Source organism: Mariniflexile sp., from assembly GCF_052728615.1.
Genome location: NZ_JBFVFE010000038.1, coordinates 23,534 through 40,991 on the forward strand (window position 1 = coordinate 23,534; position 17,458 = coordinate 40,991).

The following is a 17,458-nucleotide window of genomic DNA, read 5'->3' on the forward strand; positions in this document are numbered from 1 at the left end:
ATGTTAAAATTTGTAAAAGGCTATATGGAGAGTATTGATGGGATTGAAATTTACCCCATCATTTCACTACTGATATTTTTCACGTTTTTTGTGATCCTTTTTTTATGGGTATTCACAGCCAAAAAGGAATATATAAAAACCGTTAGCAACCTACCGCTAGAAAACCAAAACGACGCTATATTATGAAACCGACTGTTATAAATTTGAATTTTTATCTAAACAAAACCGGAGGTTGCATTTGTCCATTAAAAAACAATAAAATAACCATCAAATGAGAAACTTAATTCCATCTTGGGTAAGAGTACCCATTGTATTCCTCATCATCTTCGGAGCTGTAGAATATGTTATCGATTCGGGCAACCAACCGGCATTTATAAAATATCCCGCTGTGCTTTTGTTCCTATTATTAGTACTTTTGATATTAATAGCCATGGAGGCCATTATAAGTGCTCTGGAAAATGTGATGCTCCATAAATTGGATGAAGAAGCAAAAGCCCGTTTTTTGGCCGAAAAAGAAAAGACCTATCAGTTTACTTGGCTCAAAAACATGTACACCAAATTAGTTGGCAAATCAAAACCTGTTGAGGAAGAAGGCAAACTTATTTTGGACCACAACTACGACGGCATTAAGGAGCTGGACAACAACCTACCACCTTGGTGGCTGTATGGTTTTTACATCTCCATTATTTTTGCGGTGGTTTATATGTTCCGGTACCAAGTTTTCAATGGTGATAATCAATATGATGAATATAATCAGAAAGTTGCCCAAGCAGAAATAGATTATAAAGAATATCTTAAAACCGCAAAAGATCTGGTGGATTTTAATACGGTGGAATTACTGACGGATGCATCAGATATCAATGCAGGAAAAGCTACTTTTGAAGCTAATTGTGTGGCATGCCACATGGCAGATGGCGGCGGTGGTATTGGACCGAATTTAACCGATAACCAATGGATTTTAGGCGGTGGCATAAAAAATGTTTTCCACACCATTACAGAAGGTGGACGTTCCGGAAAAGGGATGATAGCCTGGAAACAGCAATTGAAACCAGCACAAATAGCACAAGTGGCCAGTTATGTTTTAACTCTTCAAGGCACCACACCGGCAAACCCTAAAGAACCGGAAGGCGATGTTTGGGTAGATGAAAATACAGAAAAATAAGCTATCCCCACGGATGCCATGGAAATAAAACAGATTCGGTAATAAAGATTGAATAACGAAACAAGCGTTTAACCTTCAAGTTCCAACGTTTTGGGATTAAAAGTCTTGAAGAAAAAAAACGAAGACCTGTCAGGTTTTAAAAACCTGACAGGTCTAAAAAAACACCAAAAATTTTGGAAGCCCCAGATAACGAAATATTCAGAGACTCTATAAGCACAGTTACCAAAGAAGGTAAACGCGCCTGGGTATTTCCTAAAAAACCAAGTGGTAAATTTTACAAATACAGAAAGCTGGTAAGCTATGTGTTGTTGGCATTTCTAATTCTTGCGCCATTCATTACTATAAATGGCAACCAGTTTTTGTTGTTTAATGTAGTGGAACGCCGCTTTAATATTTTTGGTTTTCCGTTCTGGCCCCAGGATTTTTATTTGTTTGTCATATCCTTACTTATTGGGGTAGTATTTATTACCCTTTTTACGGTGGCATTTGGAAGGGTTTTCTGTGGTTGGATCTGTCCACAGACCATTTTTATGGAAATGGTTTTCAGACGGATTGAATACTGGATTGAAGGTGATAGAGGTAAACAGATGCGCTTATCAAAACAGCCTTGGAATGCGGAGAAGATTAAGAAAAAAGGATTGAAATTGTTTATATTTCTAGTTATTTCGTTCCTTATCGCCAATGTGTTTTTGGCTTATTTAATTGGAGGCGATCAGTTGATAAGGTATATTACAGATGGTCCTTTAAACCATACAAGCACTTTAATTTCATTATTGATTTTTACCGCGGTTTTTTACTTTGTGTTTGCATGGTTTAGAGAGCAGGTTTGTATCATAGCTTGTCCTTACGGAAGGTTGCAAGGCGTTTTATTGGACACCAAATCCATAGTAGTAGCTTACGACCATAAACGTGGTGAAGCTGAAAATGGCAGGAAAAAATTCAGGAAAAACGAAGACAGGGAAGCTTTGGGCCATGGCGATTGTATTGATTGTTTACAGTGCGTACATGTTTGCCCAACAGGTATCGATATTAGAAACGGTACCCAGTTGGAATGTGTAAACTGTACCGCTTGTATTGATGAATGTGACCATATTATGGAAAGCATCAATTTACCGAAAGGCTTGATCAGATATGCCAGTGAGGAAAATATAGAAAAGAAAACCCCTTTTAAATTAACAGCAAGAATGAAAGGCTACATTGCTGTGTTGGTCATTTTAAGTGGCCTGTTAGCGGGGATGCTATTTTTAAGAAATGATGTGGAAGCCACTGTTTTAAGATTACCAGGGCAACTGTTCGAGCATAAGGGAAATAACATTATAAGCAATGTTTACACCTACAAACTAATAAACAAAACCACGCATGATATTGAAGATGTAAGTTTTAAATTAATGTCCCATAAAGGCGTTTTAAAGTTAGTGGCAACCAGCAATAGTTTTACCGTACCAAGCCAAGGCATTGCCAAAGGCACTTTGTTTATTGAAATCAATAATGCGGGGTTGTCGGGCGATAGAAACAAGATTAGAATTGGTGTTTACCAAGGGGATGTATTGATTGAAACGGCTACGGCCAACTTTTTGGGACCACGGAGTTTTAAATAGTTTTCAGTCGCAGTTTTCAGTCGCAGTCTCCTGCAAGTCCCGATAGCAATCGGGATTAAAACCTTGTAGGTATGAACAAGTTGAAACCAAAGTTGAAAATTAAAAATGACTTTGGCGGATGCGCGCATTAGGGATTACTCATTGGTTAATATTTTAAATTAATGAAATCCTGAATGCTTTGCATTTGAAGCGGCATCCTTTTTTGCCATTAAAAGCAAAAAAGATATAGCGAAAAGCCCGACCCGAGGAACGAGGGAAATGCCATAAAAAAGTTTACGGTGTTCAGTCTCAGTTGGCGGTTTTCTGTTAGGGATTGAAAACGGAGACCTCACAGATACTGTGTTAAAATCCTAATTATTTTTTAATTATTATCTTTGTGATGCAAAAAGAAAACTTCATTCAATTCTTTGAACCGAAGTTTATCTACTAGGCGAAGTTCTCTTCGCCTTTTTTTTGTTTTTAAAATGGCAAAAAGAAAACTTATTCTTCATCATTACCCGAAGTTTAAAATTAACAAACCTTGTAATTTTCTATATAACTTTCCTCTTTTTTCCATAGTGTATAAATTAAAATCAGTAATTTTCTCATCACTGCAATAAGTCCTTGTTTTTTTATTGTCCGTCCTTCATTTACACGTTCATAAAATGCTTTTAATGTCTTATTATGTCTTGTAGCTGTCATTGCAGGCATATATAGTGCGGCTCGAATCCTGGCATTGCCTTTTTTTGATATTTTGGTTTTTCCCTTATATTTTCCAGATTCTTTTTCTACTACATCCAATCCTGCATAACTTACCAACTGGCCAATATTTTTAAACAATAAAAAACCATTTACTTCTGCCAGGACTTTTACGATTGTTATAAAACCAAGACCTTTGACTGCTTCTATGTTTTTTATTCTTATATGCGGTTTTTCATCTGCTTTTATTTGCTTTTCAATCTCTGTTTCAATCTCATTAAGCTGTTTTTCGTAGAACGAGACCATTCTTTTTTTTAGTGCAATTACTTTTTTATAGGTTTTATGCGCGTGGTTGAACGCATGGAGCTGGGATTTTGCAGCTGATGCAGCTTGCTTTAATCTGGTATGCTCTCTGGCCAGGTCCCGGATAACCTTGAACTCTTTGCTTGGTGGTGCCCAAAGCTCTGTTCCCGTTAATGTTTTTTCTATGCCAAAGGTTGCTATCATTTTAGAATCCACTTTGTCTGTCTTGGTTTTCAGATTATGGCTTTTTGCATAATATTTTAATTTCTGGGCCAGTTGCACGCTTACTTTTTGTTCTTTTTCATAAAGGTAATAAGCCAGATCTTCGTAATAGACACCTGTGGCCTCCATTACATAAATTGGTGGACAATCGGGTGTTTTGTTACGTTTTTCGCACCATAAATAGAATGATTTTCTTCCCGGGACTGTGTTCTCAAAGGATTTGGTCCCTTTAATGATTTCATTAGCGTCCTGAAACTTGATTTTGTAACAGGCATAGAAACTTTCCATCCCTATGTCAATCCCTACCACTTGTTTTACTACTTTTCGCGTTTCCATTATTCTTGTGTTTTTGGTTTTTAAGAATAAGGATTTTTCTCTCAGTCTTTCCTCTTAGTTGATACGAAATCTAAACTTATAGCATAGTTTCTCAATACTGTTGTGACTCGTAGAAAAATACAGAATAGGATCATTATCTGTGAGTGGACATACTATTGTTATTGTTGTCTTGGTTTTTATCTTAATCCTATTCTGTTCTTATTCCATTTTACAAATTTAACGTCTATATTTGTTATGACTTTTTATTGAACACAAACATAAGAGGTTTTAAAAACCTGTGAGGTCTATAACACCGAGGTTTAAGTTGCGGTTGGCGGCTTCCAGCAAGTCCCGATAGCAATCGGGATTAAAAACCTTGTAGGTCTGAATTAAAATAAGTATTAACTAAAAAACAGATTCCTGCCTACGCAGGAATGGAAAATATGAAAATGAATTGGGGCACCGGAATTGTATTGGCATTTATAGGTTTTATTAGCTTTATAATGTATTTTATTATTACCATGAACGTGGATAGCAAATATGAACACGACTTGGTTACCGAAGATTATTACGGCGAGGAATTACAGTATCAAAACGATATAAACAAGCTTGCAAACGCTAAAAAATTAAGTGAAAACATTAGTTATAAAAAAACAGATGAAGGTTTGATGATCACATTTCCCAAAGATTTGGAAATTGAAAAAATTACTGGAAACGTGTCCTTATATAGACCATCTAACAAACAATTAGACTTTGAAACTCAAATTTCATTGTCTAAACCTTATTTGCTCATACCTGACAAACGTTTGGTAGATGGTCGTTGGGACATTAAAATAGATTGGCAATATAACGGCAATTCTTATTTATTTAAAGAATCCATAACTTATTGATATGCTTATTTCGGCATTTGTATTAGGTCTTTTAGGGAGCTTTCACTGCGTTGGCATGTGTGGGCCCATTGCCTTTATGCTTCCTGTTGACAGAACAAATGCATATAAAAAAATATCCCAGATTAGTCTATATCATATAGGAAGGCTTTTAGCTTACAGTCTTATTGGGTTGGTGTTCGGACTTATTGGAAAGAGCCTGTCTATTTTTGGTTTTCAGCAGCAATTATCGATTGCTATTGGCGTTTTAATGATCGTGGTGGTTATCATTCCGCAGAAAACATTTAATAAATACAACGTTTCAAAACCAATCTATAAGGGCGTTTCAAAAGTAAAATCCGCTCTGGGCAATGCCCTGAAGAAAAAAACGGCGGATACTTTTTTGACCATTGGATTTTTAAACGGGTTTTTACCTTGCGGTCTGGTTTACATGGCGGTTTTTGCCGCTATTGCTGGCGGCAATGCTTTAAACGGAAGTTTGTATATGGCCGTTTTTGGACTGGGAACCATCCCGCTAATGACCACCGCTATTTATTTCAGCCAGTTTTTAAAGGGCTCCGCACGACAAAAAATACAAAAAGCCATTCCTATGTTTGTAGTGCTTATTGGTCTGTTGTTTATTCTTCGTGGTTTGGGATTGGGCATTCCTTACCTCTCTCCTGCCCCGGTTTTTGATGTGGTTTCTGGAAATCTGAACTGCCAATAAACTACCTTGCTTATAACTAACCATCCGTTAGTTAATATCAAACTTGCATATTCCCATAGTATTTATTGATTACACATCAATAAAAACAATAGTTATATTTTCTTTTTTAATAGTATTGCTATTATATTTGCAACCAAATTTATTTATTATGCAAAGTTTACTATCCAATCTAAAAATTTCAGTTCCTGAAAAGATATATATCAAAGATCCCGAATCTTCTGAATTGGGCAAACGCATTGTAGAGCATAGCATTTTATTGATAGACGACATAGGTTTTGATGCCTTTACCTTTAAAAAATTGGGAGAAAAAATAGGGTCGAACGAAAGTTCCATTTATCGCTATTTTGAAAGTAAACACAAACTTTTACTGTATCTATCCTCTTGGTATTGGGCTTGGATTGAATACCAGTTGGTATTTGAAACCCATAGTGTTTCCGATAGCAAATACAAGTTAATCAAAGCTATAGAAATTGTTTGCAGATCCACCAAAGTGGACACTAATTTTTCGCATATCGATGAGATTGCATTAAACAGCATCATCATAAACGAAAATTCAAAATCCTTCTTAACCAAAGAGGTAGATGAAGAAAACAAAAATGGTTATTTTGTGATATACAAACGTATTGTGCAACGTCTTAGGGACATGATAGTACATGCTGCCCCAAACTATACATTCGCTTCCTGTTTAGCAAGTACCATCATGGAAGGCAGCTTGCACCAGCACTTTTTAAAAGATCACTTTGCCTCCATTACAGATTGTAACATGAATGTGACTCCTTCCAATTTCTTCGTCAACCTAACACTAAATGCTTTAAAACTATAAATATGGCTCAACCAACAATGACCCCTTGGCAACGTTTAATTGGCTTATTAAAACTAGAAAAAAGAGATATTTTACAAATATTTTATTATGCCATTTTCTCGGGTGTGGTGGCTTTATCACTCCCACTTGGTATTCAAGCCATAATCAACTTAATTCAAGGTGCCCAAATATCCACATCATGGGTGGTTTTGGTGGTTTTGGTTACCATTGGAGTGGCATTTTCAGGCATATTGAATCTGATGCAATTGCGTATCATTGAAACCATACAGCAACGCATTTTTACGCGCTCGTCATTCGAATTAAGCTATCGTTTCCCAAAAATCAAAATGGCAGAGTTGCGCCATTATTATCCACCGGAATTGGCAAACCGATTTTTTGACACCCTCACTATTCAAAAAGGTCTGTCCAAAATATTAATAGATGTGCCAAGTGCCATTCTACAGATTCTGTTCGCGTTATTGTTATTGTCCTTTTACCACCCTTTTTTCATTGTTTTTGGCATTCTTTTATTGCTTCTTGTAATAGTGGTTTTCAAATTTACAGCCAAAAGAGGACTGGAAACCAGCCTTAAAGAATCTAAAAACAAGTATAAGGTAGCACATTGGATTCAAGAAATAGCCCGTACCGTAGTGAGTTTTAAGCTTTCGGGAAGTACCAGCTTAGGCTTAAATAAAAATGACGATTTAGTTAGCGAATACTTAAAAGCCAGAGAAAGCCATTTTAAAGTATTGATGCTCCAGTTTATACAAATGATAAGCTTTAAAGTGATTGTAACCGCGGGTTTATTGTTAATAGGTGGCGCCTTGGTTTTGAACCAAGAAATGAACATTGGTCAATTTGTTGCTGCCGAAATCATTATTTTATTGGTTATTGCTTCCGTTGAAAAACTAATTTTGGGATTGGAATCTTTTTATGATGTATTGACTTCCATCGAAAAAATAGGTCAGATTGTTGATAAGGATTTAGAATCCCAAGAAGGGGAACAGCCTGTTTTTAAAGAGGGTTTAAATATAGAATTGGATAATGTATCGTACAAAGTGACCAATAGAGAAAAGGCCATATTAGAAAACGTATCGTTAAAAATAAATGAAAAAAGCAGGATTTTGGTTAAAGGGGAAACTGGTTCAGGAAAATCCACCCTTTTTAGAATCATCTTGGGCATCATAGAACCTACTTCAGGAAATGTGTACATCAACAACCTGTCCATCCACAGTTTGTACCTAAACCATTATCGCTCCCAATTGGGCATGTCTTTATCGGAAGAATCTCCTTTTGAAGGCACAATAAAAGAAAATTTAACTTTTGGAAATCCAAACATTTCCGATGAAAAAATTTACAGTATTCTTGATAAAGTGGGCTTAAGGCAATTTATTAAAGAACAACCCATGGGGCTACAAACCATTATAAATGCAGAGGCCAACCAACTATCTTATACCATAGCCAAAAAAATTATTTTGGCAAGAGCCATATTGAAAGAACCCAGATTGTTAATCTTAGAAGATCCCTTAGATAGATTTAATCAAGTTGAAATGAAAAACATCATCAACTATTTAACCGATAAAAGCCAACCTTGGGCATTAATAGTAGTAAGCACCAGTAAAAATTGGATTGAAAAATGTGATGAAGTCATATTACTGGAAAAAGGAAAATCCACTTTTCAAAAACTATAAATTATGCTGAACATATCCCATAATAAGCTAAATAAAAAAGTAGATTTAACAATTTATAAATCCGCTAAATCCGTATTCGATATTCCCTACTACAGGCAATTCAATAAATTTTTATTGGCCATTGCTCTTATAATATTGATTGTGCTTTTTTTACCATGGACACAGAATATCACGGGACAAGGACAAGTAACCACCTTAAAACCCAATCAACGTCCGCAAACCATACAATCACAAATACCCGGACGTATTGAGGAGTGGTTTGTGCAAGAAGGTGATTATGTGAAAAAAGGCGATACCATTTTAAGGATTTCGGAAGTAAAAAGTGAGTATTTTGATGATAAACTGGTAGAACGTACCAACCAACAAATTACGGCAAAAAATTCTTCCGTTGATGCTTATGGAAGCAAGGTGCAGGCTTTAAACAGGCAAGTTGCGGCTTTATTGAATGAGCAACAATTGAAAATCCAACAAACTAAAAACAAATTGATGCAAGCGCACTTAAAAGTAAAAAGCGATAGTATTGATTTGGAAGCGGCTAAAACCAATATAAGTATTGCTGAAAAACAGTTCAATCGTATTCAAACATTGCAGGATGAAGGTTTAAAAGCGGTTAGGGATGTGGAGGAAAAGCGATTGAAATTGCAGGAAACCCAAGCAAAATTGATGTCGCAAGAAAACAAATACTTAGCCACAGTAAACGATGTTATAAACGCCAAAATAGAATTATCTCGAATTAACGCAGAGTACACCGATAAAATTTCGAAAGCACAAAGTGATATGTTTACGGCCCAATCAAGTCAATTTGACACCGAAGCACAGGTAACCAAATTGGAAAACGACTATACCAATTACAAAATGCGAAATAGTTTGCTGTATGTTACCGCACCTCAAAATGGCTACATAAACAAAGCATTAACAGGTGGTATTGGAGTTACTTTTAAAGAGGGTGAGGAATTGGTTGGGATTATGCCAGCCGATTACGATTTGGCCGTGGAAACCTACGTAAAGCCCATAGACTTACCGCTTTTGCATATTGGCGAAAAAGTACGCGTACAGTTTGATGGATGGCCCGCAATAGTGTTCAGCGGTTGGCCCAATGTGAGCTATGGAACGTATGGTGCCAAGGTAGTAGCCATTGAAAATTTTATTAGTGATAATGGTAAATACCGAATTCTTTTAGCTCCTGATAGAAACGCCGAAACATGGCCCGAAGCCATCAGGGTTGGTTCTGGTGCACGAACCATTGCGCTTTTGGAAGATGTGCCTATTTGGTTCGAGTTGTGGCGACAGATAAACAGTTTCCCTCCTAATTATTACCAACCGGAAGGCAGCAATAAATTGGATAAAAAAGAAGCGAAAAAATGAGACTTTATATACTGAACATTTTCTTATTGTTTAACGCATTTGTTTTTGCGCAAGACAGTACATCGGTTATTTCTTTGGCTGAATATTTAAGTTATGTAAAAACCTATCACCCCATTGTGAAGCAAGCCAATTTAATCATTAATGAAAGTGAAGCAAAACTTATGAAGGCGCGTGGTGCATTTGACCCCAAGTTGGAAGTGGACTATGATAGAAAAAAGTTCAAGAACACCGAATATTACGATAAGTTGAATGCCTCATTTAAAATACCCACTTGGTACGGTATTGAACTAAAAGGAAATTTTGAAGAAAATGATGGACTCTATTTAAACCCAGAATCTTCAATCCCTGATGATGGACTTTACAGCGTGGGTATTTCGGTAGCATTGGCCCAAGGTTTTTTGGCAAATAAACGGATGACCATGTTGAAACAGGGCAAATTATTTGTAAAACAAGCCAAAGCCGACAGACAACTTTTAGTAAACAGCATTTTATACGAGGCCACATTAACCTATTTTAATTGGCTTAAAACCTATAATGATAAACGGGTGTATGAAAGCTTTCTTGAAAATGCCCAAATACGCTTTAACGGTATCAAAAAAAATTATGAAGTAGGTGAAATGGCAGCTATCGATACTTTGGAAGCCCGCATCGCCTTGAACGACCGAAAATTGAACCTTGAAAAATCGCGTATCAAATACGTTAAATCATCTTTGGAATTATCCAATTATTTATGGCTTAATGATAATACGCCTATTGAGATTAAAGACCATATCATTCCCAATACAACCACGTTTGAGACCATTGATGAAACCCTCAATACGTCTGCATTGAATCTTGAAAATTTGGATTTGGGAAATCATCCAAAGATGCAATCATTGGAATATAAGTTTGAAAGTTTAACATTGGAAAAACGCCTTCAGTCCAACAATTTGCTTCCTAAAATAGATTTGCAATATAATTTTCTATCACAAACGCCAGAAGTGATGCAATCGTTCAGCACATCGGCATACAAAAGCGGGTTGAATATTAGTTTTCCTTTATTTTTAAGAAAAGAGCGCGCCGATTTAAAATTGGCAAAACTTAAATTATTGGATACCGAATTTGAAATGAAATCGACACGAATCACATTAAAGAATAAAATTGATGCCATAACCCAAGAACTGGATTCTTATATACTACAAAATAATTACACCAATACTATTGTAGAAGATTACAACACCATGCTGGATGCCGAGGAACGTAAATTCTTTTTAGGCGAAAGTTCGTTGTTTTTGGTAAACTCCAGGGAATCAAAATTGATTGACGCCAAACTAAAAGCCATTGAAATTGAAAATAGTTTTTTCAACACCAAGGCAAGTTTGTTTAATGTATTGGCACCAACTGTGGAATAAATCCATAAAAAGGGGCAGCCATTTTATTAACCACCCTTTTTTTCAAATTAGTCACCTCTATTGATTATTGCACTAAATCTTAAATGTCATTACCGGTAAAGTGGCATGGTTTGCTACATCTTCGCCTACGCTACCTTCAAAAAAATGTGCCAAACCTTTTTTGCCGTGTGTTGGTATGGCTATCATATCGGCGCCCACTTTATTGGCTAAATTTAAAATACCGTCTTCCACCGTGTAATCCGACACATAATGGACATCTTTCATTTTATCCAAATTGCGCTCCGCTTTGGTAAAAAAATTAACCACACGTTTTTCAATTTCTATGGAACTTTTAAATCGGTCATTTGGTAAATTCACATAAACCATATAGACTCTCGATCCTATTTTTTCAAACATTTTAACGGCGTTCAAATAGGGCTTTATACAATCTTCTGAAAAATCGGAAGCAAATACCACCACTTCAAAATCAACATCTTTCAACTGGTTTTTCACAACAAGCACAGGTATATCGGCATGTCGCACAACCCGTTCGGTATTAGAACCTATAAAAAACTCTTTAACGCCACTGGTGCCTTGTGAGCCCATAATAATAAGGTCGGCATCATTTTTTTGTGCCACATCGTTTACTTCACTAAACACTTTAAAATGTTTTATAATGGGAGTGACTTTAATATCTTTCAAATAGTCTTTTTTAAGAAAACTTTCAAATTTCTGTTCAGAAAGTTTATAAAAGTAAACCGCTTTTTCATATTGCAGGCCATCGGAAGCCGTAAGCATGATATCGGACATTTCCAACATGTGCAATGCCAAAATTTCGGCATTGTTTTTTTTCGCTAGTTTCGCAGCGGTTTTTAGGGCGAATTCTGAATGTTCAGAAAAATCGATAGGTACAATAATTTTTTTCATTTGATTTGGTTTTAATTTTTTTTATGCCTGTCAGGGTTAATTATAATTACATACCACCCCTCCGCCTCTTGGCATTCCTAATAAATTCGGCATAAGCTCTCTCCTTTCAAAAAATGGAGGGATTTATATTATTATTTAATTCTTATAATGTAAGTCCTATGTAATTATTAGGTGCCATATATAATTCCATTTGGGGTTAGGGAGGTGTTATTTGTTATTGGATTACACCCCTATAATCCCCTCAAGGGGATAACCAACCGCATACACATAACGTAAACGTATTGTTTTCAATGTATTGTTTTTATCAATGAAATAAATTTTATCTTACGGCGAACCCACGTTTACAGTTAAACAGTCATCGAAAACAATTGGGTATTGGGTTGTTTTCGTTGTAATAATAAATCGAAAGCCATACATATATTTCTAACAAATGGCTGACCTTTGGTGGTAACTTCTATACTATTGGAATCTATTTGAAGCAACCCATCATCTTCCATTTCTTTTAATTTAATTAATACTTCCGGTAATTCTTTAAAGTATAACGCATGGGGTGTCCAATTGGTTTTAAACTGGCACATTAAATTAAGTATGTGTTTTCTTATGATTAAATCTTCTTCACTCAAAATATGCCCACGATATATGGGAATGATATTTTCATTGAGTAAATGATAATAAGCCTCAATCCCTTTTTCGTTTTGGGCAAACCCATACCAACTATCACTGATCGAGGAAACCCCCAACCCAATCATGGCCTGTGTTTTTGACGCCGTATAGCCCATAAAATTTCGATGCAACTTACCCTTTAGCATAGATTTATAAAGTGTATCGGTTGGCAATGCAAAATGATCCATACCAATTTCATGGTATCCCACTTGGGCAAGCAACTGTTTCCCTAACTCATATTGTTGGCGTTTTAATTGCGCCGTAGGCAAATCGGTATCATTAAACCCACGTTGGCCGTTTCCTTTAATCCAAGGTACATGGGCATAACTGTAAAAAGCCAATCTATCGGGCAACAAGGCTTTGGTTTTTAAAATGGTTTCCTTTATATGCTCAATGGTTTGAAATGGCAATCCAAAAATAATATCGTGCCCTACAGAGGTGTAGCCTATTTCCCTGGCTAAATCGGTTGCCCGCTTCACATTCTCAAAAGGCTGTATTCTATGAATGGCTTTTTGCACGGTTTCGTTATAATCTTGCACACCATAACTCACGCGCCTAAACCCCACATCAAACAAGGCCTGCAAATGGGCGCGGGTGGTATTATTGGGGTGTCCTTCAAAACTAAACTCATAGCCATCGGCCAATGTCGATTTTTGCAAGATGCCATGAATCAATCGCTTTAAATTTTCAGGACTAAAAAAAGTAGGGGTGCCGCCGCCTAAATGCAATTCCTTAATAATAGGTTTTTCGTCAAACAATTCCACATACAAACCCCATTCTTTTAAAACGGCACTTATATAAGGAGATTCCACACCGTGCTGTTTTGTAATGCGCTTATTGCAACCACAAAAGGTACACAGGCTTTCGCAAAAAGGCAAGTGGATGTAGAGGCTTATGCCTTCATTCAAGTTACTTTCATTAAAGGATCTTATCAAAGATGTTTTCCATTTTTTGAATGAAAAAGTCTCCTGATTCCAATAAGGGACGGTTGGATAACTTGTATAACGAGGACCCGCTATATTGTATTTATTAACTAACGAACTTACCATATTTAACAATTATGAGTCAAAAATAATGCATACGAGTTCAAAATAATATGATATAAGTCATATTCAAATTTGTAATTGTTTGATGAATGCACTAACTTTAGATAAAATTAAAACACAATAAAATGAAAAAAATAAGTTTACTGGCCATGGCCTTAGTAATGGGTTTAACATCCTGTAAAAATGTAAAAAAAGACACCGAAACCACAGAAGCGGAAGTGGTTGAAAATGAAGTGGCAGCACCTAAAGGGCTTACTGTACAACTGATGCCTAAAAGCGACAGTAGCGTAAGTGGTACCGTTGTTTTTACTGAAGAAAATGGCACCGTTAGCATGAGTGCTACCATAACCGGTCTAGAGCCTGGGGAACATGCCATACACATACACGAATCGTCTGACTGTTCGTCTGCTGACGGAAAATCTGCCGGTGGCCATTGGAACCCAACCTCAGAACCACACGGAAAATGGGGCGTCGAAACAGGATACCACAAAGGTGATATTGGCAACTTTACCGCAGATGAAAATGGCAAGGGAACCATTGAATTCTCTACGGATAAATGGTGTATAGGTTGTGGTGACGAAATGAAAGACATTATTGGCAAAGGTATTATTGTGCATGCCGGTGTTGATGATTTTACTACCCAACCCACTGGTGATGCAGGCGGACGCGTAAGTTGTGGCGGTATTATTGAATAAAAACCTAAAATAATTGCAAGATAACAAAAGAGTCAGGACAAGGGGATGAGTTTATTTACCGCTAATTCGCAAATTTTCTAATTAATTTTGATTCTGAAAATTCCGCTTTAAGCGGAATTTGCGCAAATTTATGCATCAGTATTAATGAAATATAAGTTTTAAAGAAAAAATCTGCGAATTTGCGGTTATTTTTTTACTCATGAGTTTGCCCTGACAAAAGAGTAACTTTTTTAAAAGTTGCTCTTTTTATTTAGTATCTTCACACCATAAAATCCCCGAATGCAATTAGAAATTCTTATTGAAAAATTCAAACAGAAAGATGAAAAGGCTTTCGAATCATTATACACTATGTATAGTGATAGCATGCATGGGGTTATCTACAATATTGTAAGAGACCATGATATTGCCCAAGAAGTGATGCAAGATGTGTTTATAAAGGCATGGCATAAAGCCGATAGTTATTCTGCTGAAAAGGGTCGGTTTTTCACTTGGATCTTAAACATTTCCAGAAACGCGGCCATTGATAGAACACGTTCAAAATCGTTCAAAAACTCAAAACAAAACCTTAATTCCGATTTTTTCGTAGATATACTTGAAACCCATGACAGTCTGGATGATAAAACCGATGCCATTGGTATTGCGAAATTTGTTGGCAAACTGGCAAAAAAATGCATTGAAGTTATAGAACTCCTTTACTTTAAAGGTTATACGCAAGCTGAGGCCTCTGAAGCACTTGATATGCCCATTGGCACTATTAAAACCAGAAACAGAAACTGCATACAAGAATTAAGAAACATGGTATTAAATTAAAGTGGACATTAAAGCATACATAGAATCTGGAATTTTAGAGCTATACGTAGCAGGCACCCTTTCTGAAAAAGAAAATAAGGAAGTGTATGCCCTGATGCAACAACATCCTGAAATACTTAAAGAGGTTATGGATATTGAAGCTGCCATTGTTAAACTAACAGCGGCTGTATCTAAAAAAACCAATGAAAACACTTTTGAATCCATAAAACAATATTTAGGCTTTAATGACCGTGAAAAGAAAGTAATTTCCATGGCGAAACCTAGATATGATTGGATTACCTATTCCGGTTGGGCCGCTTCCATTATTTTGGCGGCAGGTTTGTTATGGACGGTAAGCCAAAATAACCAATTAAAATCTGATATACAGACGGCCGAAATACAGCAATCGTTATTAGAAACCCAAATTGCCAATTCTAAAAACAGTTTAGAAGAAGCCCATACCTTAATAACGGTATTGCGCGATGATAGCATTACCCAAGTGCCATTGGCAGGACAAGGTAATTTTGCGAATACTTTTGCCAAAGTGTATTGGGATAAAAATTCTGAACGCATATTTTTGGATGCCCAAGGGTTGCCAGAACCACCCGAAGGTAAAGTGTACCAAGTGTGGTCTTTAACATTGAATCCGTTAACCCCAACCAGCTTAGGTACTATCGACAATTTTGCTACCGATACCAATAAAATTTTTGAAATTAAAAATGCGAACCAAAGTGAAGCTTTTGGCATTACTTTAGAACCTACAGGCGGTAGTGCATCGCCCACCATGGAGCAATTGTACACGTTGGGTGTGGTAAGTGCATCGTAAATTAAATCGGTTTTTTTCTAATTCCCTCAGATAAGCCTATGTAAAAAGTAGTTCCGCTGTCTGTTTCAATCTGCTAATGATAAGCCTAAAATAACGTGAATAATGGATAACCCTATTGAGCCGAAAATGGCCCTTCCCCAACCCTAAAGGCTGATACATTTTCTACATTTCAGGAATCTTTACACCCTTTAGGGAGGGGAAAAATAAAAATTCAATCTTAATTTTCTTATCCGTTATTCACGTTACAAAAGCTTGATGGATTTAACAGATTGTTACTTCATTGCTCATTCTCAATGGCGTTGCAGGTAAGCGCGTTAGGGATTGCAATGGAAAGCCCACAGCGATCCCGATAGTTATCGGGAGAGCGAGGACTTGAAATGAAAAGCCCGACCCTCCCGGATAGCTATCGGGATGGGTAACGCCCAAAAATAAAAAATCCCGCATAAAGCAGGATTCTATATTTTTCACAGACCTTACAGCTGGGGTGTCAAATATAGGACATTTAATAAAAAATAGTTCGTTCTGTTTTTTGTTCACATTTTAAGTCTGTCAGGGTTCAAAACCCTGACAGACTTAGTAAAATAAGACTTTCTGTTATTTTAAAAAATCATTATTGATTAAAAAAAAACGAAGTTTTAAATTTTATGTACTTAATATTTGACATCCCACCTTACAGCCCCGATATATATATATATCGGGATTAAAAACCTGTGAAATCTTGTTTATTAGGTGTTTACACAAACAACGGTCTTCCGGCCATCATAGCGTTTACTTTTACTTTAACGGCTTCTAAAGCCGATTCGTTTTCGTGGTTAGCGATCACATCGTCAATCAACTCTACTATTTCAAGCATATCAGCTTCTTTCAAGCCTCTGGTTGTAACGGCCGCTGTACCAACACGAATTCCAGAGGTAACGAACGGCGAACGGGTATCGAAAGGTACCATGTTTTTATTTACGGTAATATCTGCTTTTACCAAGGCCTGTTCGGCGTCTTTACCCGATACGTTTTTATTGCGCAAATCGATCAACATACAGTGGTTATCGGTGCCTCCGGAAATAATATTGTATCCTTTTTCAACCAAGGCTTGCGCCATGGTAGCGGCATTGGCTTTTACTTGTAATTGGTAATGCAAGAAATCATCGGTCAAGGCTTCACCAAATGCAATCGCTTTCGCTGCAATGATATGTTCCAACGGACCACCTTGGTTTCCTGGGAATACCGCAGAATCCAACAACGACGACATTTTACGTAAACTGCCATCTTTTAAAGTGATTCCGAAAGGGTTATCAAAATCCTGTCCCATCATAATCAAACCACCTCTGGGCCCTCTTAAGGTTTTGTGGGTAGTGGTGGTTACAATGTGGCAATGTGGCATGGGGTCGTTCAAAATACCTTTGGCAATCAATCCCG

General features: G+C 36.7%; 15 protein-coding genes and 1 pseudogene. 12 read left to right on the forward strand and 4 right to left on the reverse strand.

The window, feature by feature from the left end:
* From ACU1LP_RS13715 to ccoG, 3 genes are all read left to right on the forward strand, one after another.
* Positions 1-186 (forward strand): CcoQ/FixQ family Cbb3-type cytochrome c oxidase assembly chaperone, encoded by a 186-nt coding sequence (locus tag ACU1LP_RS13715; RefSeq protein WP_445733309.1) that lies wholly within the window; start codon positions 1-3, stop codon positions 184-186.
* Between the two features lie 85 nt (positions 187-271).
* A complete protein-coding gene (locus ACU1LP_RS13720) occupies positions 272-1,162 on the forward strand; it encodes a cbb3-type cytochrome c oxidase N-terminal domain-containing protein (protein ID WP_445734433.1) in 891 nt (296 codons plus the stop codon).
* Between the two features lie 173 nt (positions 1,163-1,335).
* Positions 1,336-2,760: a cytochrome c oxidase accessory protein CcoG gene (gene ccoG / locus ACU1LP_RS13725; protein ID WP_445732877.1), complete on the forward strand. Its 1,425-nt coding sequence runs from the start codon at positions 1,336-1,338 to the stop codon at positions 2,758-2,760.
* Positions 2,761-3,270: 510 nt separating this feature from the next.
* Here ccoG and ACU1LP_RS13730 read toward each other — a convergent pair.
* Complete coding sequence (locus tag ACU1LP_RS13730) at positions 3,271-4,299, reverse strand: IS110 family transposase (protein WP_445732105.1); 1,029 nt, start codon at positions 4,297-4,299, stop codon at positions 3,271-3,273.
* Between the two features lie 422 nt (positions 4,300-4,721).
* Between ACU1LP_RS13730 and ACU1LP_RS13735 the strand changes: the two genes are divergently transcribed.
* The 6 genes from ACU1LP_RS13735 to ACU1LP_RS13760 all read left to right on the forward strand — a co-directional run bounded on the left by ACU1LP_RS13735 (position 4,722) and on the right by ACU1LP_RS13760 (position 11,120).
* A complete protein-coding gene (locus ACU1LP_RS13735) occupies positions 4,722-5,168 on the forward strand; it encodes a FixH family protein (RefSeq protein WP_445732878.1) in 447 nt (148 codons plus the stop codon).
* A 1-nt stretch (position 5,169) separates the two neighbouring features.
* Complete coding sequence (locus ACU1LP_RS13740) at positions 5,170-5,871, forward strand: sulfite exporter TauE/SafE family protein (protein WP_445736533.1); 702 nt, start codon at positions 5,170-5,172, stop codon at positions 5,869-5,871.
* A gap of 148 nt (positions 5,872-6,019) precedes the next feature.
* The gene (locus tag ACU1LP_RS13745; RefSeq protein ID WP_445732880.1) at positions 6,020-6,694 is read left to right on the forward strand and encodes a TetR/AcrR family transcriptional regulator; all 675 of its coding nucleotides are present in this window, start codon (positions 6,020-6,022) and stop codon (positions 6,692-6,694) included.
* Between the two features lie 2 nt (positions 6,695-6,696).
* Positions 6,697-8,364: a peptidase domain-containing ABC transporter gene (locus ACU1LP_RS13750; RefSeq protein WP_445732881.1), complete on the forward strand. Its 1,668-nt coding sequence runs from the start codon at positions 6,697-6,699 to the stop codon at positions 8,362-8,364.
* Positions 8,365-8,367: 3 nt separating this feature from the next.
* Positions 8,368-9,729 carry an HlyD family secretion protein gene (locus tag ACU1LP_RS13755; RefSeq protein WP_445736534.1) on the forward strand — a complete coding sequence of 454 codons (1,362 nt, stop codon included), beginning with the start codon at positions 8,368-8,370 and terminating at the stop codon, positions 9,727-9,729.
* Positions 9,726-11,120 (forward strand): TolC family protein, encoded by a 1,395-nt coding sequence (locus ACU1LP_RS13760; protein ID WP_445736535.1) that lies wholly within the window; start codon positions 9,726-9,728, stop codon positions 11,118-11,120. The genes ACU1LP_RS13755 and ACU1LP_RS13760 overlap by 4 nt, the downstream gene beginning before the upstream one ends.
* 72 nt (positions 11,121-11,192) lie before the next feature.
* Here the strand turns inward: ACU1LP_RS13760 and ACU1LP_RS13765 are convergent, their stop codons facing one another.
* Together ACU1LP_RS13765 and hemN are read right to left on the reverse strand one after the other, a co-directional pair.
* The gene (locus ACU1LP_RS13765) at positions 11,193-12,026 is read right to left on the reverse strand and encodes a universal stress protein (RefSeq protein WP_445736536.1); all 834 of its coding nucleotides are present in this window, start codon (positions 12,024-12,026) and stop codon (positions 11,193-11,195) included.
* 347 nt (positions 12,027-12,373) lie between these two features.
* Positions 12,374-13,738, reverse strand: a complete 1,365-nt coding sequence (gene hemN / locus ACU1LP_RS13770; RefSeq protein WP_445736537.1) for an oxygen-independent coproporphyrinogen III oxidase — start codon at positions 13,736-13,738, stop codon at positions 12,374-12,376.
* A gap of 122 nt (positions 13,739-13,860) precedes the next feature.
* Here hemN and ACU1LP_RS13775 point away from each other — a divergent pair, with 122 nt between their 5' ends.
* The 3 genes from ACU1LP_RS13775 (at position 13,861) to ACU1LP_RS13785 (ending at position 16,045) form a co-directional block, all read left to right on the forward strand.
* The gene (locus tag ACU1LP_RS13775) at positions 13,861-14,430 is read left to right on the forward strand and encodes a superoxide dismutase family protein (RefSeq protein WP_445736538.1); all 570 of its coding nucleotides are present in this window, start codon (positions 13,861-13,863) and stop codon (positions 14,428-14,430) included.
* A 279-nt stretch (positions 14,431-14,709) separates the two neighbouring features.
* Positions 14,710-15,240, forward strand: coding sequence for an RNA polymerase sigma factor (locus ACU1LP_RS13780; RefSeq protein ID WP_445736539.1), 531 nt, complete (start codon positions 14,710-14,712; stop codon positions 15,238-15,240).
* Position 15,241: 1 nt separating this feature from the next.
* Positions 15,242-16,045, forward strand: coding sequence for an anti-sigma factor (locus ACU1LP_RS13785; RefSeq protein ID WP_445736540.1), 804 nt, complete (start codon positions 15,242-15,244; stop codon positions 16,043-16,045).
* 733 nt (positions 16,046-16,778) lie between these two features.
* On the opposite strand, the pseudogene glyA reads toward ACU1LP_RS13785, so the two are convergent.
* A pseudogene (gene glyA / locus ACU1LP_RS13790) lies at positions 16,779-17,458 on the reverse strand (serine hydroxymethyltransferase); the annotation flags it as partial.

Bases quoted from the DNA above. Each gene is read 5' to 3' on its own strand.
- ACU1LP_RS13730 (WP_445732105.1), bottom strand. From the start codon at position 4,299: ATGGAAACGCGAAAAGTAGTAAAACAAGTGGTAGGGATTGACATAGGG.
- ACU1LP_RS13775 (WP_445736538.1), top strand. From the start codon at position 13,861: ATGAAAAAAATAAGTTTACTGGCCATGGCCTTAGTAATGGGTTTAACA.
- ACU1LP_RS13755 (WP_445736534.1), top strand. From the start codon at position 8,368: ATGCTGAACATATCCCATAATAAGCTAAATAAAAAAGTAGATTTAACA.
- ACU1LP_RS13740 (WP_445736533.1), top strand. From the start codon at position 5,170: ATGCTTATTTCGGCATTTGTATTAGGTCTTTTAGGGAGCTTTCACTGC.
- ACU1LP_RS13715 (WP_445733309.1), top strand. From the start codon at position 1: ATGTTAAAATTTGTAAAAGGCTATATGGAGAGTATTGATGGGATTGAA.
- ACU1LP_RS13765 (WP_445736536.1), bottom strand. From the start codon at position 12,026: ATGAAAAAAATTATTGTACCTATCGATTTTTCTGAACATTCAGAATTC.
- ACU1LP_RS13720 (WP_445734433.1), top strand. From the start codon at position 272: ATGAGAAACTTAATTCCATCTTGGGTAAGAGTACCCATTGTATTCCTC.
- ACU1LP_RS13735 (WP_445732878.1), top strand. From the start codon at position 4,722: ATGAAAATGAATTGGGGCACCGGAATTGTATTGGCATTTATAGGTTTT.
- ACU1LP_RS13780 (WP_445736539.1), top strand. From the start codon at position 14,710: ATGCAATTAGAAATTCTTATTGAAAAATTCAAACAGAAAGATGAAAAG.
- hemN (WP_445736537.1), bottom strand. From the start codon at position 13,738: ATGGTAAGTTCGTTAGTTAATAAATACAATATAGCGGGTCCTCGTTAT.
- ACU1LP_RS13760 (WP_445736535.1), top strand. From the start codon at position 9,726: ATGAGACTTTATATACTGAACATTTTCTTATTGTTTAACGCATTTGTT.
- ACU1LP_RS13745 (WP_445732880.1), top strand. From the start codon at position 6,020: ATGCAAAGTTTACTATCCAATCTAAAAATTTCAGTTCCTGAAAAGATA.
- ACU1LP_RS13750 (WP_445732881.1), top strand. From the start codon at position 6,697: ATGGCTCAACCAACAATGACCCCTTGGCAACGTTTAATTGGCTTATTA.